Genomic DNA, 25548 nt, shown 5'->3' with positions numbered 1-25548 from the left:
CCCCCACCGAACGAAGAAAGGAACGGCCGTCATGGCCCTACAAGAACCCCGGGAAGCCGCCCCGGGCCAGCACGGGAACCAGCCCGGCGCCACCGGCTCGAACACCCCGGGAGCCACCGCGGCACCGCAGGAGCCCCCCGCCCCGCACTGGGCGATGCTGCCGATCATCCTGATCGGCACCTTCGTCATCACCCTCGACGTGTTCATCGTCAACGTGGCGATCCCCGCCACCCAGCGTGATCTGCACGCCGGTTCGTCCGCCGTGGAGTTCATCGTCGCCGGGTACGCGCTCGCGTACGCGGCCGGACTGATCACCGGCGGCCGGCTCGGCGACCTCTACGGCCGCCGCCGGATGTTCCTGATCGGCGTGGCCCTGTTCACCCTCTCCTCGGCCTGGGCCGGCAGCGCGCCCACCGCCGGGCAGCTGGTGGCGGCCCGCGTCGCCCAGGGCCTCGCCTCCGCCCTGATGGGCCCCCAGGTCCTCGCCATCATCGGCACCGTCTACAGCGGGCCCGCCCGTATCCGCGCCTTCAACGCGTTCGGTCTGACGATGGGTCTCGCCGGTGTGTTCGGCCAGCTCATCGGCGGTGTGCTGATCCACCTGGACATCGCCGGGCTCGGCTGGCGCACCTGCTTCCTGGTCAATGTGCCGATCGGCATCGCCGCGCTGGTCTTCGCCCCGCGGGTGGTCCCCGAGTCCAAGGCGCAGGGCAAGTCCCGCCTCGACCCGCTCGGCATGCTGCTGGTCTCCGCGGGTCTGGTCGCCGTCGTACTGCCGCTCGCCGAGGGCCAGCAGAAGGGCTGGCCGGAGTGGACCTGGGTGTGCCTGGCCGTCTCCCCGGTGCTGCTCGCCCTGTTCGCGCTCTACCAGCGGCGGCTGGCGGCGGCCGACCGCGGCCCGCTCGTCAACCCGGCGCTGTTCCGCCAGCGTTCCTTCACCGTCGGGGTGAGCACGGCCCTCGTCTACTACTCCGGCATGGCGTCGTTCTTCCTGGTGCTCGCCCTCTACCTCCAGCAGGGCTGCGGGCTCAGCGCGCTCGACTCCGGCCTGGTCTTCCTGCCGCTCGGCGTCGGCTTCCTCGGCGTCTCGATGACCGCCAAGCAGATCGCCGCGGTGCTCGGCCGGCAGACCCTCGCGGTCGGCGCGCTGGTGCTGACGGCCAGTCTGATCGGGCTGTACGCCGCCGTGGAACACATCGGCACCCATGGCGCGGTGGTCTGGCTGGTGCCCGGGCTGCTGGTCGGCGGCGCCGGCATGGCCATGGTGATGGCACCGCTGGCCACCGTGGCCCTCGCGGGCACCGACCCGCGCTACGCGGGCGCGGCCTCCGGTGTGCTGTCCACCGCCAACCAGGTCGGCGGCGCGATCGGCGTCGCGCTGGTGGGCGTGGTCTTCTACCACGTCCTGGGCAACGGCACCGGACCCGACGCCTACGCCGACGCCTTCCGGGCCAGCGTCTATCTGCTGGTGCCGTTCGCGCTCGGCGTGGCGGCCCTGGTCCAGCTGTTCCCGCGCCCGCCCAAGAAGGCACCCACGTCCTGAGCCGTGCGGCGGCCCGCCCCGATCGCGGGTCCGCCGCCGGTCCCGTTCCGCGTGTCCGCCGACGGACACGCCGTCAGCGCACCACAGAGGAGTTTCGTCCATGACCACCGAAGCGGAACTGACCGGCACAAGTGCCGAGTCCGTGCCGGCAACGGACCACGGGGAATCCGGCGGCAAGCCCGCCTGGGGCGCTCTCCTCGTGGTGTTGCTCGGCCTGTTCATCGCCAACATCGACTTCTTCATCGTCAATGTGGCCATCCCCTCGCTCCAGCGGGACATGCACGCCACCAGCGCCGAGATCCAGCTGGTGGCGGCGACCTTCAACATCGGCCTGTCCGCCATGCTCATCACCGGCGGCCGGCTCGGCGACCTGTACGGCCGCCGCAAGGTGTTCGCCATCGGCCTGGCCCTGTTCGCACTGGCCTCGCTGGCCTGCGGCGTCGCCCCGAACATGCCCGAACTGATCGCGGCCCGCGCCGTGCAGGGCGCCGCGGCCGCGCTGGTCATCCCGCAGGTCCTCGGCATCCTGACCACCGCCTACACGGGCAAGGCCAGGGTCGCCGCGTTCAACGCGTACGGCATCACGATGGGCGCCTCCGCAGTGTTCGGCCAGCTGATCGGCGGTCTGCTGATCAAGGCCGACCTCTTCGGCTGGGACTGGCGCACCATCTTCCTGATCAACGCCCCGATCGGCGCCATCGTCCTGCTGCTCACCCCGAAGCTGGTCCCCGAGTCCCGCGCGGAGGGCCGTACGGGACTCGACTGGACCGGTGTGGTGCTGGTGACCGCCGGTCTCACGGCCATCGTGCTGCCGCTGGTCCAGGGCCGCGAGCAGGGCTGGCCGACCTGGACATGGGAGTGCCTGGTGGCGGCGGTGCCGCTGCTGGCCGCGTTCTGGTGGACGCAGCGCCGCAAGGCGGCCCGTGACGGCTCTCCGCTGGTCCACCCGAGCCTCTTCGCGGACCGCTCGTTCGGTATCGGCGTCGTCTCCCTGCTGGTGTTCTTCGCCGCGATGGCCTCCTTCTTCCTGGTCCTCGCGCTGTACCTCCAGGAGGGCCGTGGCGTCTCCGCGCTCAAGTCGGGCCTGCTGTTCATGCCGCTCGGCCTCGGCTTCTTCCTCGGCTCCGCGCAGTCGCCGAAGGTCGCCGCCAAGCTGGGCAAGCAGGTGCTCGCGCTCGGCGCGGTGCTCCAGGCGATCGGCAATCTGGGCCTGGCCGAAACCGCATGGCACCTGGACAGCACCGGGAACGTGGCCTGGTGCATCCCGGCCATGGTCGTGGCCGGCCTCGGCATGGGCTTCGTGATCGCCCCGCTCGCCTCGCTGGTCCTGGCCGGGGTCGCCCCGCAGCACGCGGCCGCCGCCTCCGGTGTGTTCTCCACGGCCCAGGAGATGGGCAACGCGATCGGCATCGCCGTGCTCGGCGTGGTCTTCTTCGGGGTCGCCGGATCGCAGGTCACCGCGCACTCCTACGCCCACGCCTTCAGCGTCGGACTGCTGGTGCAGGCCGGGATCTGCGTCCTGGTGGCCTGCCTGGTGCAACTGCTGCCGCGAGCGCGGGCGGCGGAGGGCGCGGCGGCCGCGGCCGCCTGACCCGCCCCGCACTCCCACCCCGAAGGGGGCCGGCGCCGACCGCGCCGGCCCCCTTCTCGTTGCTCTCCACCGGGGCCCGAACTATCCGTCCGCCACCCTCTTTGCCTTCATAAAAGTATATGTTTGCCAGTATATAACGAGTCAGTAACCCGTCAGATTTCCGTCAGTGCTGCTCACCAGGATGTGCTCCGACGCTGAGATCCAGCCAACGGAGGGAACCCCATGTTCGCCTGTGAGCAGCGAAAACTGCCAGATTGGCCCATGCCCCGGTCGTGCCCCTACGCGCCGCCGGACGCCTACGCCCCACTTCGTGAGGAAGCGCCCTCCAGAGTGCGCATAAGAGGCGGCGAGGCCTGGCTGGTCACCCGGCACGCGGACGTACGCCAGGTGCTCAACGACAACCGGTTCAGCGCCGACGACCAGCAGCCGGGCTTCCCGATCCGCATCCAGCTGCCGCCGGAGCCGGGCGTGATGTCCTTCAGCCGCATGGACGACCCGGAGCACGGCCGGCTGCGCCGGATGGCCCTGACCGAGTTCACCGCCCGCCGCACCCGCGCCCTGCGCCCCGAGGTGGAACTCCTCGTCGGGCGGCTGCTGGACGAGCTGGAGAGCGGACCGAAGCCGGTGGACCTGGTGGCGAACTTCGCCATCCGGCTGCCCTCGCTGGTCATCGCCCGCATGCTCGGGGTGCCCGAACAAGACGAGGCGGACTTCACCGAGCAGAGCCAGGTCATCCTCTCCCAGGAGGCGGGCCCCCAGGAGACGTACGCGGCGTTCGTCGCGATGACCGAGTTCCTCGACGGGCTCGTCGCGCGGCGCACCGCCGAACCGCGGGACGACCTGATCAGCCGGCTCGCCACCCGGTACGTGAGCGCGGGCGAGCTGAGCCACGAGGAGCTCGTGGCCATGGCTCGGTTCATCCTCGTCGCCGGGCACGAGACCACGGCCCACCAGATCAGCCTCAGCGTCCTCAGCCTGCTGCGCGACCCCGCCCAGCTCGCCGAACTCCGCGCGGACGAAAGCCTGTTCAAGCCCGCCGTCGAGGAGCTGCTGCGGTACTGGTCCATCTCCCAGGACAACCAGGTGCGGGCCGCCGTGGCCGAGGTCGAACTGGGCGGCGCGACCATCCGCAAGGGGGACGGCGTGATCGTCGCCATCCCCGCGGCCAACCATGACGAATCCGTATATCCCGGCGCCGACAGGGTCGACATCCACCGCAACGCCGCCGGACACCTCGCCTTCGGCTTCGGCGCCCATCTGTGCCCGGGCGCCTCCCTGGCCCGGATGGAGCTGGAGGTCTGCCTCAAGGCCCTGTTCACCCGCTTCCCGGGCCTGCGCCTGGCGGTGGCGCCGGAGGACGTCCGCTTCCGGGAGAACACGATCGTGTACGGGCTCCAGGAGTTGCCGGTCACCTGGTGATGCCGGTTGCTCGGTGAGGCCGGTTGCCCGGTGACGCCGGGGCGGTCGTCCGGTTCGGTTCCCGCGCCCGGCGGTGATCGTCGGGCGCGGGACCTGCCGTCGAGGAACAGCGCGGCAGGTTCATGACGAAACGTCAGTAGCGCGTCAGTGCCAGGTCAGGGCCCCTTGGCAGAGTCATCCGTGTTCCGTCCACCGCCGGTGCGTCCGATGTGAGGAGAGCGCCCGTCATGGCAGACACCGCAGCCCCCGGACCCACCCGGGCCCTGATCCTGGCCAACCCGGCCTCCGGTAGCCACAGCCCCGAACTCGTCAGTCAGGTACGGGATCTGTGCGCCACCTACCTGGAGCGGGCCGAGGTCCACCGGACCAGCGGACCGGGGGACGCGACCGTCGCCGTACGCCGCGCCCTGGAGCGCACCGATGACGCTCCCGACCTGATCGTCGCCATCGGCGGCGACGGCACGGTCCGTGAGGCCGTGCAGGGACTGGTGCCGGCCGACCACGGGGCGAGCCTCGCGGTGATACCCGGTGGCACCGGCAACTCCGGCTACAAGATGCTGTGGGGCGAGCGGTCCTGGAGCGAGGCGCTCAAGGCGATCCTCACCGATCACGGCATCGGCGGCAGCGCCCGGTTGCGCAGGCTCGACCTGGCCCGCCTCGCCGAGACCCGCAACTACGTGTACCTGGGCGCCTGTTCGGGTGTCATCGCGGACGCCCTGATCACCGCGAAGCAGGTACCGCTGAGCGGCCGCGAACGCTATGTCCGCGCCTTCGCCGACACCGCCGACGGGTACGAGCCGTACCCCGGCCGGGTCACGGTCGACGGCCGGATCGTGCACGAGGGCCCCACCGTCCTCGCCAACGTCGGCGGCGGCCCCTACCGCGGCGGCCGCTACCAGGTACTGCCCGACTCACTGCTCGACGACGGACTGCTCGACGTCTGTGTCATCGGCGGCGACATCACCGCGGCCCAGGTTCCCGAACTGACCCTGAACGCCGCCCATATGGCCCATCCGGCGACCGTCTACGCACGGGGCCGCCGGATCACCGTGGAACGCACCGACGGCCGCCGCCTCCCGCTGGAGCACGACGGTGAGTACCAACACGGCATCGGCGCCGCGGCCACCTTCGAGGTGCTCCCCGGAGCCCTCCCCGTGTGGGCGCCTGCCACCCCCTGAACCAACCGTCCGAAGAACCGAAGAAGCACCACCCAAAAAGGAGATCGCCCGCATGAGCGACCTGACCACCACCGTCACCCGCTACCTCGACATCTGGAACGAGGCGGACGCCGACAAGCGCGCCGCGGCCATTGCCGAGCTGTTCACCGCCGACGCCCCGTACATCGACCCGCTGGCCGCGGTCGAGGGTCGCGAGGGCTTCGCGGCTGTGGTGGCCGGCGCCCGCGACCAGTTCAAGGGTCTCTCCTTCGAGCTGCACGGCACCGTCGACGCCCACCACAACCAGGCCCGCTTCCAGTGGGGCCTGGTGACCGAGGCCGGCGCCGAGCCGATCGCCATCGGCTTCGACGTCCTCGTCGCCGACGAGGCCGGCAAGATCAAGGCCGTCTACGGCTTCCTGGACAAGGTCCCGGCCGCGTAACACCGGCACGCGTCGCGGGAGCACCGGCAATCCGGTGCTCCCGCACCCGTGTTGAGGACCGATGTCCTCCCCCTCGACGCACGCACGGAAGGTACCCGCCATGACCGCCGTCCTCGCGGAGAGCGTCGCCCGGGCGCTGTGCGACGACTGGGCCGAGCAGGCCGAGGCGTCGTCGCCGTCGGCCGCCCGCCACCCCGCCGGCACGGACACCCCGCTGCGCGAACTCTCGCACTGGGCCGCCACCTTGCGCCCGCAGGCCGTGCCGTGCCGGGTGCTCAAACTCGCCGCGAGCCAGGTGCTCTCGCAGATCGCCTCCATCCGCGCCGGGCTCCAACACCCCCTGGGCCGCAAGCTGGTGGCCGCCTTCGGGCACCCCATGCAGCGCGACCCGCGCCAGGCCGCCGGAGTCTTCGCGGCGCTCGGCTCCTGGCTCAACCTGGACGACACCGCGTACGCCGGCCATCTGTCGAACTCCACGGTCGCCGTCCCCCTCGCCTTCGCCTACGCCCGCCGCCTGGACGGCCTCTCCCTGCTGACCTCGGTGGTCGTGGCCAATGAGTGCGCGGCCCGCATCACCGCCTCCGCGACCCTCGGACCGCTGCGCGGCCAGAGCGCCGTACACACCCATCTGGCCGGCGCGGTCGCCGGGCGGCTGCACGCCGACCGGGCCTCCGCGAGCCTGTACGAGAACGCCTTCGGACTGGCCTTCGCCATGCCCAACTGGCCTTTGATGCGCGCCTTCCTGGCCAGCGACGCCCGGCTGTTCAACACCTTCACACCGGTGCGCACCGCGATGGACGCCTGTGACGCGGCGTACGCCGGGCTGCGCGGCGCGCCCGACATCATGGAGCACAGCGACGGCTTCCTCGCCCGCTTCGCGACGGTGCCGCTGCCCCAGGCGGTCGCCAAGGGCCTCGGCCGGCGCTGGCACACCGACACGCTGTCCTTCAAGATGCATCCCGGCGGACCCGGCATCGACGCGGCCGTGGACTGCGCGCAGGAGATCCACCGCGAACTGGGCCCGCTGCGACCGCAGGACGTGGCCGAGGTCGTCGTGGAGGCGTCCCTGTACACGCTGTTCGCGGGACAGCGCGCCGCCGCTTACGTCACCGGTCCCGGCTCCCCGCTCGGCGCGCTGGTCCTGGATGTGCCGTACCCCGTGGCGACCACGCTCCTCACCGGCGAGTTCTCCGTCGACGACTTCTCCTCGCCCGCCGTGGACGACCTCGACCGCTGGGCGCTGGCCAAGCGGATCCGCCTGGAGCACGACACCGAGATGACCCGCGAACTCTTCCTGTCCGACGCCCCGTTCGGGGAGGCGGTACGGGAGGCGGGGGAGCTGGCGGTGCCGTGGCTGCGCGGCTTCGGCGGCGACGAACTCGTGGACCTGGTCGGCTCGGTCCGTGCCGACAACCGCGACTTCTCCCGCTCCACCAAGGCGACCGGCGCCCGCGTCACCGTCCGCCTGACCGACGGCCGTACGATCTCCCGCACCCGCCTGATCCCCATCGGCGCCGCGGGCCCCGAGACCCGCCACTCCCACGCCGACCTGGTCCGCGAGAAGTTCCTCTCGGTGGGCGGCCCCCACGAGGTCGCCGACACGGTCGACCGCCTCCACCGGATGCGCCCCTCGGCGGTCCGCCGCTGGATAGAGACGGCGTTCCTGAACTAGCGGCCCCCGTCGCCCCCCGTCGCTACGCCCCCCACACCGCCGGCCGCCGCAGTGTCGCCACGAACTTGTACCGCGACCCCCGGTACACGGACCGCACCCACTCCACCGGTGCCCCCTGCGCGTCCCGTGAGTGCCGGGACATCAGCAGCATCGGCAAGCCCACATCCGTCGCCAGCAGCGCGGCCTCCCGCGGTGTCGACAGCGATGTCTCGATCGTCTCGTCCGCCGACGACAGCCGTACCCCGTACACCTCCGCCAGCGCGGTGTACAGCGAAGGACACGACGCCAGCACCCCCCGCAGCCCCGGAAACCGCCGCGCCGACAGATGCGTCGTCTCGATCGCCATCGGCTCCCCGCTGGCGAGCCGCAGCCGCTCGATCCGCAGCACCCTTTCCCCCGCGGCGACCCCCAGCAGTCCCGCCAGCCGCTCGTCCGCCGGTGCCTCGCCGACATCGAGCACCTGCGAGGCCGGTGACAGCCCCTGCGCCCGCATGTCCTCGGTGTGCGAGGTGAGCTGCAGCGTCCGGTACAGCTTCGGCTGCGCCACGAACGTGCCCTTGCCCTGGATCCGGTCCAGCCGGCCCTCCCCGACCAGCTCCTGGAGCGCCTGCCGCACGGTGGTCCGGGAGGTGTCGAACAGCTCGGCGAGCACCCGTTCCGCCGGCACCGCCGCACCGGGCTGGAGCGCCTCGGTCATGGCGAGCAGCCGCTGCTTGATGCGGTAGTACTTCGGCACGCGCGCGCCGCTGACGTCGGTGGTCATGCCTGCCTTCCGGCTGTGTCGATGGGCTCCCGTTATAGCGACCAAGTGCCCTATGGTCTAGTCCAACTGAACGGACCGGGCGAAAGGGACGACGCGGTCGTGAGTGCGGGCCCGAAGTGGACGAAAGTACTCCGGTGACTTTCTCGTAACGGCCTCCGTCCGTCGTCCGGACCACCCTTGACACCCCGAAAGGTCTAGGCCAAGCTCCACCGTACTGGTCTACACCATTAGTGGCCAGGTCCCGAGCCCTATGCGCAACAGCGTCGTACGCAGGTCACCGCCGAGGGCGTGGGGGGTTAGTGGCATCCCTGAGGAGGGTGGCGTGAAGCGCAAGCTCGCTTCCGCGATCGTGATCGCGGGCATGATGGTCTCCGTTGCGGCGTGTGGCGGAAACAGTGGCAACGACAGCAAGGACGCCGGTCCGGAGAGCTGGAAGGGCCAGACCCTGACGGTGTGGACCATGGACGGCTCCGCGCCGCCGCAGTGGTCCAAGGACGTCCAGGCCGCCTTCGAGAAGAAGACCGGCGCCAAGCTGAAGTTCGAGACCCAGAAGTGGGACGGGATCCAGCAGAAGATCACCACCGCTCTCTCGGAGGACAACCCGCCGGACGTCCTGGAGGTCGGCAACACGCAGACCCCGGCCTACGCGGCCACCGGCGGCCTCGCGGACCTCGGCGACCTCAAGCGGTCCATCGGCGCCGACTGGACCGCCTCGGTCTCCAAGTCGTCCGTCTACGAAGGCAAGCAGTACGCGGCTCCCTGGTACTTCGCCAACCGCGTCGTCATCTACAACAAGAAGATCTGGGCCCAGGCCGGCATCAAGTCCACGCCGAAGACCCGTGACGAGTTCCTCAAGGACCTCGACACCATCGGCAAGAAGACGGACGCCGAGCCGATCTACCTCCCCGGCCAGAACTGGTACTTCCTCGACGGCCTGATCGTCGGCCAGGGCGGCGACCTGGTGAAGAAGCAGGGCGACAAGTACGTCTCCAACCTCGCCGACCCCAAGGTCGCCGCGGCCATGGAGATCTACAAGAAGTACGCCGCCTACTCCAAGGCGCCCAAGGACAAGGACGAGGCCAACCCGCAGCAGGCCGCCGTCTTCGCCAAGGGCAAGACCGGCGCCTTCATCGGCATGGGCTGGGAGGCGGCCACCGCGGTCCAGGCCAACAAGTCCATCGAGAAGGACCTCGGCTACTTCACCATCCCCGGCGCCACCGCCGACAAGCCCGAGGGTGTCTTCCTCGGCGGCTCCAACCTCGCGGTCGCCCAGAACAGCAAGAAGCAGTCCCTGGCCAAGGAGTTCCTGAAGATCGCCCTGTCCGACCAGTACGAGGGTGAACTGGCCAAGCTGAGCGGCGTCATCCCGAACAAGGAGTCCCTGGAGAGCAACCTCAAGGGCAACGCCGCCGCCGAGGCCGCGGCTCCGGGCGCCGCGGTGGGCGGCACCACCCCGCTGATCCCCGAGTGGGCCGCGGTGGAGAACACGCCGAACCCCATCAAGTCGTACATGACCGCCGTGCTGAACGGCAAGGCCCCGGCCGCCGCCGCCAAGGACGTCGAGGGCCAGATCAACCAGCGTCTGGCCCAGCAGAACTGACCCCGTGCCGGGGGCGTCCCAGCGACGCCCCCGGCTCACCTGCGCCGCCCGCGCCCATCGGCGCCGGCGGAACGCACGATCTCGTACGGCCACGGAAGAGACGACGACTCATGTCAGTGCAGACCGAAGGCACGGACACGGCCGGGGGGCCCGCTGTCCGCGAGGGCCGGGCGCCGGCGCCGCCGCGCGGTGCGGACCGGGCCTCCCGGTCCCCGGCGGGCCGCCCTGCCGCCGCCCCCTATCTCCTCCTGCTGCCCGCGCTGCTGGCCACCCTGGTCCTGCTGGGCTGGCCACTGGTGAAGAACGGCATGCTGTCGTTCCAGAACCTCAACCCGCGGCAGCTCATCCAGCACCTCACCGAGTGGAACGGCTTCCACAACTACCAGCAGGTCCTGACCGGTCCGGACTTCTGGAAGGTCGTCGAACGCTCGGTCCTGTTCACCGCCGCCAACGTCGTCCTGATCATGCTGTTCGGCACCCTGATCGGACTGCTGCTGGCCCGCCTCGGCAAGAAGATGCGCCTCACCCTGCTGGTGGGCCTCGTCCTCGCCTGGGCCATGCCCGTCATCGCGGCCACCACCGTCTACCAGTGGCTGTTCGCCCAGCGCTTCGGCGTCGTCAACTGGGTCCTGGACAAGCTCGGCTGGCACTCGATGGCCGACTACAACTGGATGGGCAGCCAGTTCTCCACCTTCTCGGTGATCGTCCTGCTCATCGTGTGGCAGTCGATCCCGTTCGTCGCGATCAACCTCTACGCCGCGACGACCACCATCCCCAAGGAGCTGTACGAGGCCGCCTCCCTGGACGGCGCCGGCGCCTGGCAGAGCTTCACCTTCGTGACCCTGCCCTTCCTGCGGCCCTTCCTCTACTCCACGACCTTCCTGGAGGTCATCTGGGTCTTCAAGGCGTTCCCCCAGGTCTTCGCCATGAACGAGGGCGGCCCCGACCGCCTCACCGAGACCCTGCCGATCTACGCCTACGTCGAGGGCGTCGGGAACCAGCACTTCGGGGTCGGCGCGGCGATCTCCTTCCTCACCATCCTGGTCCTGCTCGTCATCACCTCGTACTACCTGCGCATGGTGCTCAAGCAAGAGGAGGACGAGCTGTGAAGCGCTCGCTCTTCGGCCGTATCTGGCCCAACGCGACCGCCGTCGTCCTCTTCGTCGGCTTCGTGTTCCCCGTATACTGGATGTTCGCCACGGCCTTCAAGCCGACCGGCGACATCATCACCGAGAACCCGGTCTGGTTCCCCACGCACTTCACCTTCGGCCACTTCGACAAGGCCGTCCACGCCGACCACTTCTGGACTTTGGTCGCCAACTCCGTCACCGTGACGCTCTGTTCGGTGCTGCTGTCGCTCGTCATCGCCCTGTTCGCCGCCTTCGCGCTCGCCCGGATGCGGTTCAAGGGACGGCGCGGGTTCATCGTCACCTTCATGCTGGCGCAGATGGCCCCCTGGGAGGTCATGATCATCGCCATCTACATGATCGTGCGCGACAGCGACATGCTGGACAGTCTCGTCCCGCTCACCGTCTTCTACGCGATGATGGTGCTGCCCCTCACCGTCCTGACGCTGCGCGGCTACATCGCCGCCGTGCCGAAGGAACTGGAGGAGTCGGCGATGGTCGACGGCTGCACCCGCCTCCAGGCCTTCCGCAAGGTGATCTTCCCGCTGCTCGCGCCCGGCCTCATGGCCACCTCGCTGTTCGGGTTCATCACCGCCTGGAACGAGTTCCCGCTGGTCCTGATCCTCAACAAGGACATCGAGAAGCAGACCCTGCCGCTGTGGCTGTCGCAGTTCCAGACCGCCTTCGGCGACGACTGGGGCGCCACCATGGCCGCCTCGTCGCTCTTCGCTCTGCCCATCCTGATCCTCTTCATCTTCCTGCAACGCAAGGCTGTCAGCGGTCTGACCGACGGCGCCGTGAAGGGATGACGTCCGATGACCACACTCGCCACCGGCCCTGACACCCTGACCCGTGACGCCCTCGCGGTGCTGCAACCGGGCTTCGACGGCACCACCGCCCCCGACTGGGTGCGCCGCCGTCTCGGTGAGGGCCTCGCCTCCGTCGCGCTGTTCGGCCGCAACGTCGTCACGGAAAGCCAAGTCGCGTCCCTCACCGCCCAGTTGCACGCCGAGCGGGACGACCTGCTGATCGCCATCGACGAGGAGAGCGGCGACGTCACCCGCCTCGACGTGCGCACCGGCTCCTCCTTCCCCGGCAACCACGCCCTGGGCGCGGTCGACGACCCGGATCTCACCCGCGCGGTCTCCCGCGAGCTGGGCCGCCGCCTGGCCGGCTGCGGCGTCAACTTCGACTGGGCGCCGTCCGCCGACGTCAACGCCAACGCCGACAACCCGGTCATCGGCGTCCGCTCCTTCGGCGCCGCCACCGACCTCGTCGCCCGGCACACCGCCGCCTGGGTCGAGGGCCTGCAGTCCACCGGCGTGGCCGCCTGCACCAAGCACTTCCCGGGCCACGGCGACACCAACATCGACTCCCACCACGCCGTGCCCCGCATCGACGTCGACGCCGAGACGCTGTTCGCACGTGAGCTGCCCCCGTTCCGCGCGGCGATCGCCGCGGGCACCCGGGCCGTCATGAGCGCGCACATCCTCGTCCCGGCCCTGGACCCCGACCGCCCCGGCACCCTCTCCCGACGCATCCTCACCGAGTTGCTGCGCGGCGAACTCGGCTACCAGGGCCTGATCGTCACCGACGGCATGGAGATGCGCGCCATCTCCGGCACCTACGGCCTCGAACACGGCGTCGTCCTCGCCATCGCGGCCGGCGCCGACGCCATCTGCGTGGGCGGTGGTCTGTGCGACGAGGGCACCGTGCTCGGCCTGCGGGACGCGCTCGTGGCCGCCGTACGCTCCGGCGAACTGCCCGAGGAACGGCTCGCCGACGCGGCCGCCCGGGTACGGGAGCTGGCCCGCTGGACGGCCGGCGCGCGCGGCGACGCGGCGCGCACCGAGCCGGCGCCGGAGGTCGGTCTGACGGCGGCGCGCCGGGCGCTGCGAGTGACCCGCGCCGCAGCCGCCGCGCCCGTCGACTCGCCCGTCCACATCGCCCGGTTCAACCCCGAGCCCAACATCGCCGTCGGCGACCAGACCCCCTGGGGCGTCACCGATGAACTCAGACGACTGGTGCCCGGCAGCACGGACGGCTCCTTCACCGGAACGGACGCGGGCACGCTCGCCCTCGCCGCCGCCGGCGACCGACGGATCGTCGCCGTCGTCCGCGACGAACACCGCCACGACTGGATGCGCTCCGCCCTCGACACCCTCCTCGCCGCCCGTCCCGACACCGTTGTCGTGGAAATGGGCCTGCCCCAGGCGGCACCGAGGGGCGCCCTGCACATCGCCACGTACGGCGCCGCGCGGGTGTGCGGGGTCGCGGCGGCGGAGGCCGTCGTGCGGGGCTGAGCGGGGAGTACGAGGGGGCGGGGCCTGGTTCGCCGGCGAGGGCGGGTCCCGGCCGGTGCGCCGCGCGCACGGCGGCCGGGACCCGGGGGGACGTCCCGGCCCCTCGGGACGCCGGCCGGCCCGGGGCCCGTCCGGGGCGGCGCGAATCGAGCCGCGGGCGTCCTGACGGGACAGTCCTCACCGTCCACTCGGAGCCGGGCGGGCTGCGTCCCCGTCGCTCCGGGAGCCGCACCACCGTCCCGGACGGCGGGGCCCGGCCGCACACCGCCCGACCGCGCCGGCCGCACCCGCGGACCGCCCGCCCCGGCCGGCCGGGCCCCGTCCCACCGACCGACTCCGACCCGTCCGCACCGACCAGCTGAGCCCCGTCCGTCTCGGACCGGTCGGGCTCGGCTCATCCGGGCGGGCCCGGCCCTACCCGGCAGGGCCGGGCCCGCCCACCCCCGCGGGACCCCGCTCGGCACGCGGCTCCGCGCTCGGCATCCGGCTCCGCCGCGCGGGCGAGGCAGGCCGACGAGCCACGACGAACCCGCCCCGCCGTGCGGCGGCCCCACCACCGGAAAACGCAGATCCTCGTGGCACCTCCGCGCTCCGGCGCATGCCACCGGCACATGTCTCACCGCCACCCACATCCGTCACCCCGGAGTGCTCGCATGCAGACACCAGCCCCCTACCTCCACCGCGCGGCGTCCCGCCGCCCCTACTTCAGCGCCGACGGCGAGACCTACCTCGCCCCGACCCCGTTGCGCGACATCGAGAAGTCCCACCCGCTCAGGGTGCTCTCGGCAGCGGACTTCGCGTTCTGGCAGACGTACGGCTACGTCGTCGTCCGCGAGGCCATCACGCCCGGTGAGGCCGAACAACTACTGGATTTCGCCTGGCGGTTCCAGGGCCTGGACCCCGACCGCCCGGAGACCTGGTACGAGCATCCGGAGTTCCGCTCCGAACTCGACCAGCACCTGTTCATCTACGGCTTCGTCGAGTCGTACCACCATCAGCTGCTCTGGGACAGCCGGCAGAACCAGCGGGTCCACGACGCCTTCGTGGACATCTGGGACTGCGAGGAGCTGTGGGTCACCCTCGACCGCCTCAACCTCAACCCGCCCAACACCGGCACCCGTTCACGCTCACTGATCGAACCCACCACCGAGGGCTTCGACATCGATCTGCACTGGGACGTGGACACCACCCTCGCCGTGCTGCCCCAGCGCGTGCAGGGCATCATCGCGCTGAACGACACCCGCCCCGAACTCGGCGGCTTCCAGTGCGCCCCCGAACTCTTCCGGCGCTTCGAGGAATGGCGGCTCTCCCGGCCACCCGGCCGCGACCCGATCCGCCCGAACACCGACCGTACCGAGTTCCCGGTGATCCGCCCCGACCTCCAGGCCGGTGACCTGCTCATCTTCAACGGGCTGCTCGCGCACGGCGTCGCCCCCAACCACTCCGCGAGCGGAGTCCGGGCCGTCCAGTACCTCTCGATGATGCCCGCCCTGGAGGAGCACACCGCCCTGCGCGACTCCCGCGTGCACTCCTGGCGGACCCTGGCCACCCCCGACTGGAACGCCACGCTCCTCGGTGACGCCCGCCGCCCCGAGGCATCGCGCTACGGCACCGCCGAACTCAACCCCCTGGGACGCAAGTTGCTCGGTCTCGACTCCTGGACGGGCGGGGGAGACGCGAAGTGAACCAGATCTGCCTCTGCCTGCCCACCAACCGCGCCTGTCCCGCGACGATCACCGCCCTGCACCAGGAGGCCGCCTACGCGGTCCGCCGCTTCGGCGCGGACGTCCACCTCCTGATCCTCGACTCCGCCGACGCCCGCACCCGCGCCGTCCACCGCCAGGCACTCGCCGCGCTGCCCGAGGTCCCCCGGGTGACCGTCCACCACATGGACGAGGACCAGCAGCGTGCCCGGCTGCGCGCGCTGATCGACTCGGCGGGCCTGCCCGCCGATCTCCTGGACCTGCTGCTCCCGGCCGCCGTCTCCTACGGCGCCTGCACCAACCGCGCCTTCCTGTTCGCCGCCGCGCTCGGCTGCCGCTCCGTGCACCGCAGGGACTCGGACAGCACCTACCAACTCCACGCCGGCGAGCCCGTGTTCCCCATCCACCACGAGCTGCCCTGGCTGGGCCGCCCCGCCGCCGAGGCGACGGCCGCCGGGCTGCACACCGAACTCGACCCGGCCCACGCCCACCGCCCGGTCTCCCTGGCCGGCGCCTCCTTCATCGGCGAACCGTCCGTCGACATCGACGAGATACGCTGCCTCGACCCGGCCGTCCACCACGACGTGGTCAGTCTCTGGGCGCCCGTCGACTGGTCGCGGGAACGCAAACGGGACCTGGTCGTCGAGTCGTTCACGGGCGCGGGCACCACCCCGTTCACCGGCGACCGCTCGACCCTCACCCTGGTGGACCCCATGCGCGTCGACATGTGCAACGTCGCCTTCGACCGCGCCGTCTACGAACGCGTCCCGCTGCCGCCCGCCACGGACACCATCGGCAGCGACTACTTCCTCCTCCACCTGGTGCACGACGCCACCCTGCCCGGCATCCTCCACAACCGGCACATCGAGAACTTCCACACCCCCGAGCGCCGCACCCCCACCGGCTTCCCGGCCTATCAGCGCCGCTTCGTGAAGTTCCTGCTGTCGATGTGCCACCTCCACCATGTCTACGACCGCATGACCGCCACAGGCGCCGCCCTCCTGGACGACGACGGCCGGGTCCGCCCCGAACCGATCACCGAGTTCATCCGGGAGAGCACCACCCTGGACACCGCCGAGAACCTCTGGCGCCTGGACCGCCTGGACACGGCGTACCGGAAACTGGGCGGAAAGTACGCGGATCTCGCCGACCGGCTCGTCTCCGAACGCGACCAGTTGCTCGGTGAGGCCCGGTCGGACACGGCGGCCCACGCCGACCTGGCCGAAGCCTGGCCCGCGCTGATCCGGGCGACCCGCGCATGAGCGCCCCGAAGGGGCGCGGGGAACCGCGCCGCCGGCCGAACCGGCCCCGCACCCGCCCGACGGCCCGCCGCGGCGCCCCCGCGGGCGCCCTCGCCACCGCCCTGTCCGCCGCCGACACCGACCGCATCATCTACGACCTCACCGGCATAGAGGCCCAGTACGACTCCCTCCTCGCCGAACTCCCCGGCACCGACGTCCGCTTCGCCCTCAAAGCCTGCCCGGTCGACGAGGTCCTGAGCTGCCTGGCCGGCCGCGGCGCCGGCTTCGACGCCGCGAGCCCCGCCGAGATATCCCAGGCGCTCCGCACCGGCGCCACCCCCGACCGCATCCACTACGGCAACACCATCAAGTCCGACCACGACATCGCCGAGGCCCACCGCCAGGGCATCCGCACCTTCGCCACCGACAGCGTCGAGGACGTCACCGCCATCGCCCGGCACGCTCCCGGCGCACGCGTGTTCTGCCGTCTCGCCACCAGCGGGGAGGGCGCCCTGTGGGGCCTGAACCGCAAGTTCGGCTGCGCCCCCGAGGACGCCCTGCGGATCCTGGACACGGCCCGTTCGGCCGGCCTCACCCCCGCCGGTCTGTCCGTGCACGTCGGCTCCCAGCAGATGACCGCCGAGGGCTGGCAAGCGGCCCTCGACCTGCTCGCCGGGACCCTGACCTCGCTCGCCGGGCGGGGGATCGTACCGGACCACGTCAACCTCGGCGGCGGCCTGCCCGCGCTCGGCTACCGGGACCGCCACGGCACGCCGCTCGACCCGCCCCTCGACAAGATCTTCGCCGTGCTCCGCGAGGGCATGGACCGGCTGCGCGCCCTCGCCCCCGTCACCTTCGTCATGGAACCGGGCCGCCACCTGGTCGCCGACCACGGCGCCGTCCGCGCCCGTGTCGCCCGCCTCACCCACCGCCGCCGTCCGGACGGCGGGGACGCGCACTGGCTCTACCTCAGCTGCGGAAAGTTCAACGGCCTCTACGAGATGGACCAGTTGACCCACCAGATGGTCTTCCCGGGCCGGCCGGACGAGGGGGTGACGATCCCGGCGGTCGTCGCCGGCCCGACCTGCGACAGCGACGACGCCTACGGCGCCGGCCTGCTCCCGGTCCGCATCCCCCGGGACCTCGCCTCCGGCGACCCGGTGTGGATCCTCTCCGCCGGCGCCTACGCCACGAGTTACACCACCGGCGGCTTCAACGGCTTCGGCCCGCTGCCCTGCGTCTGCGTCCGCACGCACCCCTCCCCAGACCACGAACGGCCCTGAGATGAACGACCACATACGCATCCGGGAGATAGCGGCCCCCGACTGGCCGGAGCTGGCCGCCCTCGAACACGAGGCGTACGCGCACCTCTCCCTCGCCGAGGGCGAGCACCTGCTGCGCTCCCGCGCCGCCGCCTCACCCGCCACCTGCTTCGCCCTCACCGTGGACGGCCGGCTGGCGGGCTACACCCTTGCGCTGCCCTACCCCCGCCCCCACTGCCCCGATCCGACCCGCCCCGAGCACACCCGCCACGACACCACCAACCTCCACCTGCACGACCTGGTCGTCGGCGCCCCGCTGCGCCGCAGGGGACTGGGCGGCCGCCTGGTCCGCCACATCACCGAGACGGCACGGCGGCGCGGCTTCGAGACGGTCTCCCTGATCGCCGTGGCGGGCAAGGAGACCTTCTGGCGGGCGAACGGCTACACGCCCCACCCCGAGACCCCCGTCCCGCCGGCCTACGGCACCGACGCCCTCTACATGTCGGCCCGGCTGCCCCGCGAAGCGCTGAGGACGTCCTGATGCCCACTCCCTCCTTCTCCCGCGCCAAGTGGTCGATCGCGGCCCTGTTCTGCTTCCTCGGCTTCCAGTACGGCACCTGGGTCTCCCGCCTCCCCGCGCTGAAGACCCGCCTCGACCTGGGAACCGGGGAAGTGGGTCTCCTCCTGATGGCCTGCGGTGCGGGCGCCGCGGCCGCGTTCCCACTGGTCGCGGTCCTGATGCGGCGCCTGGGCTCGCGCACGCTGTCGCTCGCGTCGGCGCTGGCCCTGATCGTCGTACTGGCCGCGCTGTCGGTCGTACCGAACTACCCCCTGGCCCTCCTCGCGGTCTGCGCCGACGGGGTCGCGGTCGGCTGCCTCAACGTCGCCATGAACGCGCAGGGCGCCACGCTGGAGTCGTCGTACGACCGCACGGCCGTGTCCCAGCTGCACGCCACCTTCAGCGCGGGACTGCTGACGGCTGCCCTCCTGACCTCGGGAGTCACCAGCCTGACGCAGTCCGTTCCGGCCCATTTCGGCGTGGCCGGGGCGGTGTTGCTGCTGCTGCCGGTGTGCGCCCGGCGGGGCCTGCTCCCCGACGCGCCCGCGCCGACCACGGCGGGGGAGAAGCGGCGCACACGACGCCGGGCCCTCCCCCTTGGCCTCACCCTCCTCATGGGCTGCGCCATGGCCTTCGGCACCATCACGGAAGGGGCGATGAACGACTGGTCGACCCTCTACCTCAAGGACGGTGTCAAGGCGTCGCCGACGGTCGCCCCGCTGGGCATCGCGGTGGTCTCCGCGACGATGCTGCTGGCCCGCGCGTGCGCCGACCGCTGGCGCGACCGCTGGGGCGACGGCCCGGTGGTGCGCGCGGGCAGCGCGCTGGCCGCCGTCGGACTGGGGCTCGCGCTGCTGACCGGCGGGGTGCCCATGACGCTCCTCGGCTTCGCCTGCGTCGGCCTCGGCGCGGCGGCCATCACGCCCTGTGTGTACGTCGCCGCCGCCGAACGGGGTTCCGACGCGCTGTCGTTGGTCGCGGCCATGGGCACCACGGGGCTGCTGGCCGGCCCCGCGCTGATCGGCTTGGTGGCGACGGCGGGCGGTCTGACCCTGGGCATGGCGGTGGTCGTGGCCTCCGCCCTCGCGGTCACCGTGACCGCGACGTGGATCCCCTGGAACGTCCGCCCGTCCCCGGAGCCCCGGGTGAGCCCCCTGCCCGCCATGACCGACGGCGACCGGGAGGGCAGTGCCGCGTAGGTTCGAGGTGGACGCGTGCGTCGACAGCCGGCGGGGCGTGGCCAGGTGCGGGCGGACGTCGGCGTGCCGTGGTCGCGGCCGTCGCGCGATGCGCGGCGACGGCCTGTTCGGTCTCCTCGTCCACCAGGTCGTGGTCGAGCGCGGAGTGCGGGCGGAAGATCACGTCCTTGTCCCACGGCGCGCGCGGCGCGGGAACGGCCGGCAGTTCGTCGCGCAGGCCCGAGGCGAGCACGACATGCCGGGCGTCCAGCGTCGCCACGCCGGCCGGCCGGACCACGTACCCGCCGTTTCCGGTACGCGCCACCGCCGGCCCCGCGGCGGGGGCCGTTTATCCGGGCCGCGGCGGGCAAAACGGAGTCCATGAAAGGCATCGACTCCGTCATAAGAACCGTGGCCCACGTCCTCGCGGGCATCCTCGTCGTCTGGATCCTGATGGACCTGCTCGACGCCAACCGGGGCAACACCGTCGTCGGCTGGTTCCACTCCGCCGCCGACTGGCTCGCCGGCTGGTCGATCGGACTCTTCGACGTCTCCGGTCACACCCTCCAGGTGCTCCTCGACTACGGCATCCCCGCGGTCGTCTACGTGGTGATCGCGAATGTCGTCGCCGGCAGGACGTTCGCCCGAGCCTAGGTTCCCTGAACGGCTCCAGGGCTCTTGGCCTGCTGCTGTAGCAGCTCGGCGAATGCCGAGGTGACGCTTCCCGGGGGTAGGCCCTGAAGGGGTCGACGGGACGCTGAACAGGCATGTGCATGGGCTGCTCCCCTCTGGTCGCTTCAGGAGAAGCGGCCGAACCGGTCGCGCGCGGCCGGTTCGCGCCCCGCGCGACATGACAACACTGGTTGTCATAGCTGGTCGCAGGGTCATACACTCCGGGCATGCCAGGCATCCACTTCAGACTCCGGATGACCGACAGCGATATCGCCGAGGTGGCCGTCCGCCAGGTCGACGAGCTCGTGTCACGCCTCGTGCCCGAGGTGTTCGAGACCATACGCGCCGATGCCGACCACGGGGCGGAGCAGGCGCAGGCCCTGGCGCATCTGCACCTTCTCACCTACCTCCAGCAGGCAGTCGAACGGCTGGAGGCCAAAGCCGCCAACGAGGCGGCCGACGCCGGAGCCGGCTACCCGCAGATCGGCCGGGCCTCCAACATGACCCGGCAAGGTGCCCGCCGGCGGTGGCCCGGTCTGCTCGACCAGCAGCCCCCCTCGACGTCCCCCCGAACCGGGAGTACCCGATGATCACCGCCCCTGCCCGTCCCTACGACGTGCTCCTCGTCGAGGACGACGCAGCCGACGCCCTTCTCGTCGAGGACGCGCTCCTGGCCCGTGGCGCCCGCAATCTCGTCAAGGTCCACGACGGCGTGGCCGGCCTCGCCCATCTCCGGGACCCGTCCCGTTCCCGTCCCGACCTGATCGTCCTGGACCTGAACATGCCCCGCATGAACGGCCGCGAACTGCTCGCCGTCATCAAGGAGGACCCGGACCTGCGCACCATCCCGGTCGTCGTCCTGACCACCTCCTCGGCCCCGGACGACATCGCCGGCGCCTACCGGCACCACGCCAACGCCTACGTCACCAAGCCCGTCAACCTCGACGACTTCGAACGAGCCGTCCAGAGCATCGACGCCTTCTACCTGGAGACCGTCACCCGCCTCCCGCGCTGACGGACGCGACCGCGGAGCGGACCTGCGGCTCGCCACAGTCCGCCCTGCAGGGGTTGCGAGTCGGGACGCTCGCGGTACGCAATCGACCTACGGGGCACGTGCGCCTTACCGTGCGGGTGTGGACCGGGCCGCCGTGTCGGCGTCCGCAGCGGTGACGAGGCGGTCCTGCGGCTCGCGGCGTTCGGCGTGGCGGAGACGGACGACCGCGTCGAGCCCACCGCCGGGGGCTGCCTCCAAGGTGACCTCGCCCCCTCCCGCACGGGTGAGATGCCGGACCAGTGGCAGACCGAGGCCGGTGCCGTCGTGGTCGGCGTGGGGAGCTCGCCAGAAACGGTCGAAGGCCCTGCGCCGTTCGGCCTCGGTCATGCCGGGACCCTGGTCGATCACATGCAGCTCGGCCATGGAAGGTGTGCGGCTTCCTTGTGCAGGGGTGGTGATGACCGACAGGGTGACGGAGGACCCTGGTGCGGACACGCGGAGCGCGTTGGAGAGCAGGTTGTCGATGATCTGTTCCAGTGCGCCCGGGACCGCCAGAACCGGAACGGAGGTGTCTCCGGACACGATGATGTCGACCTGCTGTTCGTCGGCGAAGGCCGTCCAGATGTCCGCGCGATCGGAGACGACGGCATTGAGATCGGCGGCTTCCGCCCGGATCTCGGTGCTTTCCAGCCGTGCGAGTGCGAGCAGGCCCTGCACCATACGGCTGAGCCGCTCCAGCTCCCCGAGCGTCCTGTCGAGGCTGTCCTGGGCGCAGGGGGCGAGGTGCGGCTCGAAGTTTTCCAGGCGCAGGCGTAGTGCGGTCAGGGGTGTCTTCAGCTGGTGTGACACGTCGGAGGCGAACGCCTGCTGAGCCTGGAGCAGGCGTTGAAGCCGGGTCGCGGTCCGGGTGAACGACGCGGCGAGCCTGCGGAGTTCCGGTGGACCGTGGTCGGTGGCCGGTGGATCGGTGATCCGGCCTTCGGCGAGTTGAGCGGTGGCGCGCTCCAGCGCCCGCACGGGACGGGTGATCGAGCGCGCGAGGGCGAATCCGATCAGGGAGGCGGCGGCGAGGACTCCGAGACCGACGGCGGCGAGCACTGCCCATGCGGTGCGCACCCTGGCCTTGAGCGGACCCAGCGCGTAAACCGTGCGGACCACACAGGCCACGGTGGGGTCGGACCCGCCTGGCACGGTGACGACGAGGAACTCACCGTCCGCGGGCGCGGCCCCGCGCGTGCCGACGGAAAGGCGATCACGCAGGGCCGCGGAGATGTCCGGCTCGGCGGATAGGTCCTTGCCGACCACGGCGTGGGCAGCGGTGTCGGTGAGGACGACCCCCCGGCGATCGGCGACAAGCACGGTTCCTCCGGTCCGTCGCCCGTACGCGACGGCGAGTTCGGGCAGGTCGGCTGTCAGCCCGTGCTCCATCTTGTCCTCGCAGACCTCGGCAAGCGTCATCGCCCCTTGCTCCGCCGTGCGAGAGAAGCGGGCCAGCTCGCTGCGGGAGTAGAAGACGCCGAAAGGCACTTCGAGGGCGAGCAGGACGAGCACTATCAGGCTCAGGTGGCTGAGCAGGAGGCGGCGAGTCACCGGATCTCTCCGCCGCGCGCCCGCACCGCGGCGGACGTGGCGTCGAGATGTGCCGGGAGGACGAGACGGAAGCCGATTCCGCGGATGTTCTCGATCCAGGACGCGTCGCCGAGTTTGCGGCGCAGCGCGGCGATGTGGACGTCCAGGGTCTTGGTGGGGCCGAAGAAGTTCGGTTCCCAGACCTTGTCGAGGATCTGCCGGCGGGAGCAGACGGCGCCGGGGTCTTCGGCGAGGCAGGTGAGCAGGTCGAACTCCTTGGGCGCGAGGGCGATGGACGACTGATGCAGGCGTACCTGCCGGGTGCGGCAGTCGATGGTCAGAGGGCCGATCCGCTGGATGTCGGGTCCGAGGTCGTCAGAGGGCTTCGAAGACCCGCACTGGAGGTCCGGAACCGCCGGGCGGGCGCGGCGGGTGACGGCACGGATCCGGGCGACGAGCTCCCGTACGCCGAACGGCTTGGAGACGTAGTCGTCCGCACCCAGTTCGAGCCCGAGCACACGGTCCACCTCGTCGTCTCTGGCCGTGATCATGATGATCGGCACGGACGAGCGGGACCGCAGCGCCCGGCAGACGTCGATGCCGTCCATGTCGGGCAGCCCCAGGTCCAGCAGCACCATCGCCGCCTCCGGCGCGGCGAGGCCCTCGGCCCCCGTTCCGGCGTGTTCCACGGTGAACCCGAAACGGCGCAGCCCCTCCGCCAACGGCCCGGCCACCCGGTCGTCGTCCTCGATCAGTAAGACACGCATGCCGAAAGGCTCACAGACGCCCGCCACGGCGTGTGGCGTAAACGCCGCAAGCTCCCCCGAGCCAGTGATCTTCCACGGTCGGCTCATTCGGTGTGGCGGGGTGTGTCGACGACATCAAGGGCCTGGTCAGCGTGGCGTTAGCCCGGGGTTAACGCCACGGACGCCGGCAGTCGGTCTCCCAGGTGACAGCCGGAATCCCGTCCAAGGCCGGTCCGCGTGCCCCGGCGCCCTCCTCGGCCGGTCCGGCCGGAATCACGCACCGCGAAGCGCTGCCGCGCGGGTGTCCGCGGCCTCTCGCTGTATTTGCTCTGGCAATTCCCTTGATCGTCTTCCCGTAGCGTCGGTCGGGCGGTCGGTGCCACCGGAGCACCACCGGACAACCCGCCACCGCAAGAACCAGGGACGTCCCATGCACTTCGACGAACTGCACCGCATCCGCCCGGACCTGGTGGAGCCCTTCGCGACCGCACTGCCGGGAGCACGCGCCACTGTGCTGTCCCGCCTGTGGGGCGCCTTCGCAAGAGAACCCCTGCCCGGTGTGACCAGGCGTCGGCGCGAGTCCGGATCCTTGGTTGTCGAGCTGCGACGGGGCGGTCCGCTCTCGGCGGCCGAGGCCGGCGCGCGGCCGTTCGCCGACGTTCCGGAGGACTTCGCCGTGTCGGGGCCGAAGGGACCGATCAGCGACCCGGCCCGGCTACTGGCCCAGCTGGGCCTGCGTACCCCCGCGGCGGAGCGGCTGGCGGCCGAACTCGACAACAGCGTCGTCAACCTGGCCCTGGCCAGAGCCGCGAACGCGGACCGCGAGGTCTCCTTGGGCGACTCGGCTGACGCGGAGCAGGCGGTCGTCGACGGCCACCCGCAGCACCCCTGCTGCCGGACGCGCACCGGCATGTCCGTCGCCGACGTGCTCGCCTACGCGCCCGAGCACCACCCGATCGTCCCGCTGGCCCTGCTCCGGGTCCCGGCCGACCGCTGGCAGGGCACCGGCGACTGGCCGCGGACGCTGCGCGACGGTGCCGCCTACCTGCTGCCGGTGCACCCCTGGCAGCGGGACAACGTGCTCAGGCACCACCGCGACCTGGCCGTCGTGGAGGAGACGATCGCGGCCCGCCCGCTGCTCTCGCTGCGTACCCTCGCGCCTGTGGGCGCCCTGCCCGGCTGCCATGTCAAGACCGCGCTCGATGTCCAGGTCACCAACTACCGGCGCACCATCTCCGCGGCCGAGGCCGCCGACGGGCCCCCACTGTCCGAGCTGGTCGCGGCCGTCGTCGACAAGGCTGGACACAGCGGCAGCCTGCGCGTCCTCCGGGAGCTGAGCGGTGGCTCGGTACGCGTCCACGGACAGCCTTCCGCGAGCCTGACGGCCATGCTCCGGGAATCGACCGAGTGCCACCTCGACGCCGGGGAGATCGCGGTACCGCTCACGGCCGTTCACGCGACCGGAGCCGCCGTGGTGTCCGGGGACCCGGTGCGCTGGCTGGCGGACCTCGCCGACCTCGTCCTGCCGCCGGTCCTGACGCTGCTGTCCATGGGAGTGGCGCTGGAGGCGCACGGCCAGAACACGCTGGTCGTCCTGCGGAACGGGCGACCGGTGCGGGTGCTGTACCGGGACCTGGACGGCGTACGGGTCAGCCCGCGCCGCCTGGCCCGGTGCGGTTTCACGCTGCCGCCGCTGCTCGGCACCCGTGCCGGCGACGACATCGGTGCGCTGCGCACCAAGCTCTTCGGCGGCCTGATCAGCGGGGTCTTCAGCGAGTTGGCCGACGTCCTCAGCCGGACCCGGGCGGCTGAGCCACGGGCGCTGTGGGGCGTGGTCGCCGAGGCCGGGCGCCGCGTCTTCGCCTCCCTGCCGGATCAGGAGGACGCGGCAGCGTTCTTCGGGGACACCATGCCGCTGAAGGCGACCATCGCCATGCGTCTGTCCGAGAATCCGGGCGCCGCGCGATGGACGTCCGTCTCCAACCCCCTGGCGTCGTGCCGTTGACC

At 71.5% G+C, this 25548-nt stretch carries 22 protein-coding genes; 19 read left to right on the top strand and 3 right to left on the bottom strand.

Features of this window, described 5'->3' with window-relative positions; all coding sequences use genetic code 11:
- The first annotated feature begins 31 nt into the window (after window positions 1–31).
- From VT52_RS11555 to VT52_RS11530, 6 genes are all read left to right on the top strand, one after another.
- On the top strand, window positions 32–1543 hold the full coding sequence (locus VT52_RS11555; RefSeq protein WP_046421989.1) for an MFS transporter: 1512 nt from the start codon (window positions 32–34) through the stop codon (window positions 1541–1543).
- Window positions 1544–1643: 100 nt separating this feature from the next.
- Window positions 1644–3134 (top strand): MFS transporter, encoded by a 1491-nt coding sequence (locus tag VT52_RS11550; protein ID WP_079174986.1) that lies wholly within the window; start codon window positions 1644–1646, stop codon window positions 3132–3134.
- A 330-nt stretch (window positions 3135–3464) separates the two neighbouring features.
- Window positions 3465–4553 carry a cytochrome P450 gene (locus VT52_RS11545; protein WP_240509718.1) on the top strand — a complete coding sequence of 363 codons (1089 nt, stop codon included), beginning with the start codon at window positions 3465–3467 and terminating at the stop codon, window positions 4551–4553.
- 227 nt (window positions 4554–4780) lie between these two features.
- The gene (locus tag VT52_RS11540; RefSeq protein WP_046421987.1) at window positions 4781–5731 is read left to right on the top strand and encodes a diacylglycerol/lipid kinase family protein; all 951 of its coding nucleotides are present in this window, start codon (window positions 4781–4783) and stop codon (window positions 5729–5731) included.
- 52 nt (window positions 5732–5783) lie between these two features.
- Complete coding sequence (locus VT52_RS11535) at window positions 5784–6152, top strand: nuclear transport factor 2 family protein (RefSeq protein ID WP_037654340.1); 369 nt, start codon at window positions 5784–5786, stop codon at window positions 6150–6152.
- Between the two features lie 100 nt (window positions 6153–6252).
- Window positions 6253–7824: an MmgE/PrpD family protein gene (locus tag VT52_RS11530; protein ID WP_079174984.1), complete on the top strand. Its 1572-nt coding sequence runs from the start codon at window positions 6253–6255 to the stop codon at window positions 7822–7824.
- A 22-nt stretch (window positions 7825–7846) separates the two neighbouring features.
- Here VT52_RS11530 and VT52_RS11525 read toward each other — a convergent pair whose 3' ends face one another.
- Complete coding sequence (locus VT52_RS11525) at window positions 7847–8587, bottom strand: GntR family transcriptional regulator (RefSeq protein ID WP_046421986.1); 741 nt, start codon at window positions 8585–8587, stop codon at window positions 7847–7849.
- Between the two features lie 322 nt (window positions 8588–8909).
- Here VT52_RS11525 and VT52_RS11520 point away from each other — a divergent pair, with 322 nt between their 5' ends.
- From VT52_RS11520 to VT52_RS11465, 12 genes are all read left to right on the top strand, one after another.
- Window positions 8910–10187: an extracellular solute-binding protein gene (locus VT52_RS11520; RefSeq protein WP_046421985.1), complete on the top strand. Its 1278-nt coding sequence runs from the start codon at window positions 8910–8912 to the stop codon at window positions 10185–10187.
- Between the two features lie 110 nt (window positions 10188–10297).
- Window positions 10298–11296: a carbohydrate ABC transporter permease gene (locus VT52_RS11515; RefSeq protein ID WP_046421984.1), complete on the top strand. Its 999-nt coding sequence runs from the start codon at window positions 10298–10300 to the stop codon at window positions 11294–11296.
- Window positions 11293–12123: a carbohydrate ABC transporter permease gene (locus tag VT52_RS11510; protein WP_046421983.1), complete on the top strand. Its 831-nt coding sequence runs from the start codon at window positions 11293–11295 to the stop codon at window positions 12121–12123. Before VT52_RS11515 ends, VT52_RS11510 begins: the two co-directional genes overlap by 4 nt.
- Before the next feature lie 6 nt (window positions 12124–12129).
- The gene (locus tag VT52_RS11505) at window positions 12130–13617 is read left to right on the top strand and encodes a glycoside hydrolase family 3 protein (RefSeq protein ID WP_046421982.1); all 1488 of its coding nucleotides are present in this window, start codon (window positions 12130–12132) and stop codon (window positions 13615–13617) included.
- A gap of 653 nt (window positions 13618–14270) precedes the next feature.
- A complete protein-coding gene (locus VT52_RS11500) occupies window positions 14271–15302 on the top strand; it encodes a phytanoyl-CoA dioxygenase family protein (RefSeq protein WP_046421980.1) in 1032 nt (343 codons plus the stop codon).
- Window positions 15299–16582, top strand: a complete 1284-nt coding sequence (locus VT52_RS11495; RefSeq protein WP_046421979.1) for a DUF6271 family protein — start codon at window positions 15299–15301, stop codon at window positions 16580–16582. Before VT52_RS11500 ends, VT52_RS11495 begins: the two co-directional genes overlap by 4 nt.
- On the top strand, window positions 16579–17844 hold the full coding sequence (locus VT52_RS11490; protein WP_046421978.1) for a type III PLP-dependent enzyme: 1266 nt from the start codon (window positions 16579–16581) through the stop codon (window positions 17842–17844). Before VT52_RS11495 ends, VT52_RS11490 begins: the two co-directional genes overlap by 4 nt.
- Before the next feature lies 1 nt (window position 17845).
- Window positions 17846–18364: a GNAT family N-acetyltransferase gene (locus tag VT52_RS11485; protein ID WP_046421977.1), complete on the top strand. Its 519-nt coding sequence runs from the start codon at window positions 17846–17848 to the stop codon at window positions 18362–18364.
- Window positions 18364–19581 (top strand): MFS transporter, encoded by a 1218-nt coding sequence (locus tag VT52_RS11480; RefSeq protein ID WP_046421976.1) that lies wholly within the window; start codon window positions 18364–18366, stop codon window positions 19579–19581. The genes VT52_RS11485 and VT52_RS11480 overlap by 1 nt, the downstream gene beginning before the upstream one ends.
- A gap of 360 nt (window positions 19582–19941) precedes the next feature.
- The gene (locus VT52_RS11475) at window positions 19942–20214 is read left to right on the top strand and encodes a hypothetical protein (protein ID WP_046421975.1); all 273 of its coding nucleotides are present in this window, start codon (window positions 19942–19944) and stop codon (window positions 20212–20214) included.
- 245 nt (window positions 20215–20459) lie between these two features.
- Window positions 20460–20822, top strand: coding sequence for a hypothetical protein (locus tag VT52_RS11470; RefSeq protein ID WP_053055515.1), 363 nt, complete (start codon window positions 20460–20462; stop codon window positions 20820–20822).
- Complete coding sequence (locus VT52_RS11465; RefSeq protein ID WP_046421974.1) at window positions 20819–21247, top strand: response regulator; 429 nt, start codon at window positions 20819–20821, stop codon at window positions 21245–21247. The genes VT52_RS11470 and VT52_RS11465 overlap by 4 nt, the downstream gene beginning before the upstream one ends.
- A 105-nt stretch (window positions 21248–21352) precedes the next feature.
- On the opposite strand, the gene VT52_RS11460 is transcribed toward VT52_RS11465, so the two are convergent.
- Window positions 21353–22816, bottom strand: a complete 1464-nt coding sequence (locus VT52_RS11460) for a sensor histidine kinase (protein ID WP_046421973.1) — start codon at window positions 22814–22816, stop codon at window positions 21353–21355.
- Window positions 22813–23562, bottom strand: a complete 750-nt coding sequence (locus VT52_RS11455; RefSeq protein WP_046421972.1) for a response regulator transcription factor — start codon at window positions 23560–23562, stop codon at window positions 22813–22815. The genes VT52_RS11460 and VT52_RS11455 overlap by 4 nt, the downstream gene beginning before the upstream one ends.
- A 409-nt stretch (window positions 23563–23971) precedes the next feature.
- On the opposite strand from VT52_RS11455, the gene VT52_RS11450 reads away from it, so the two are divergent.
- Window positions 23972–25546 (top strand): IucA/IucC family protein, encoded by a 1575-nt coding sequence (locus tag VT52_RS11450; RefSeq protein ID WP_046421971.1) that lies wholly within the window; start codon window positions 23972–23974, stop codon window positions 25544–25546.
- Window positions 25547–25548: the final 2 nt, after the last annotated feature.

Origin of the sequence: Streptomyces malaysiense (assembly GCF_000980885.2) — a bacterium.
Lineage (GTDB): Bacteria > Actinomycetota > Actinomycetes > Streptomycetales > Streptomycetaceae > Streptomyces > Streptomyces malaysiense.
This window is presented reverse-complemented; position numbering and strand designations above follow the sequence as displayed.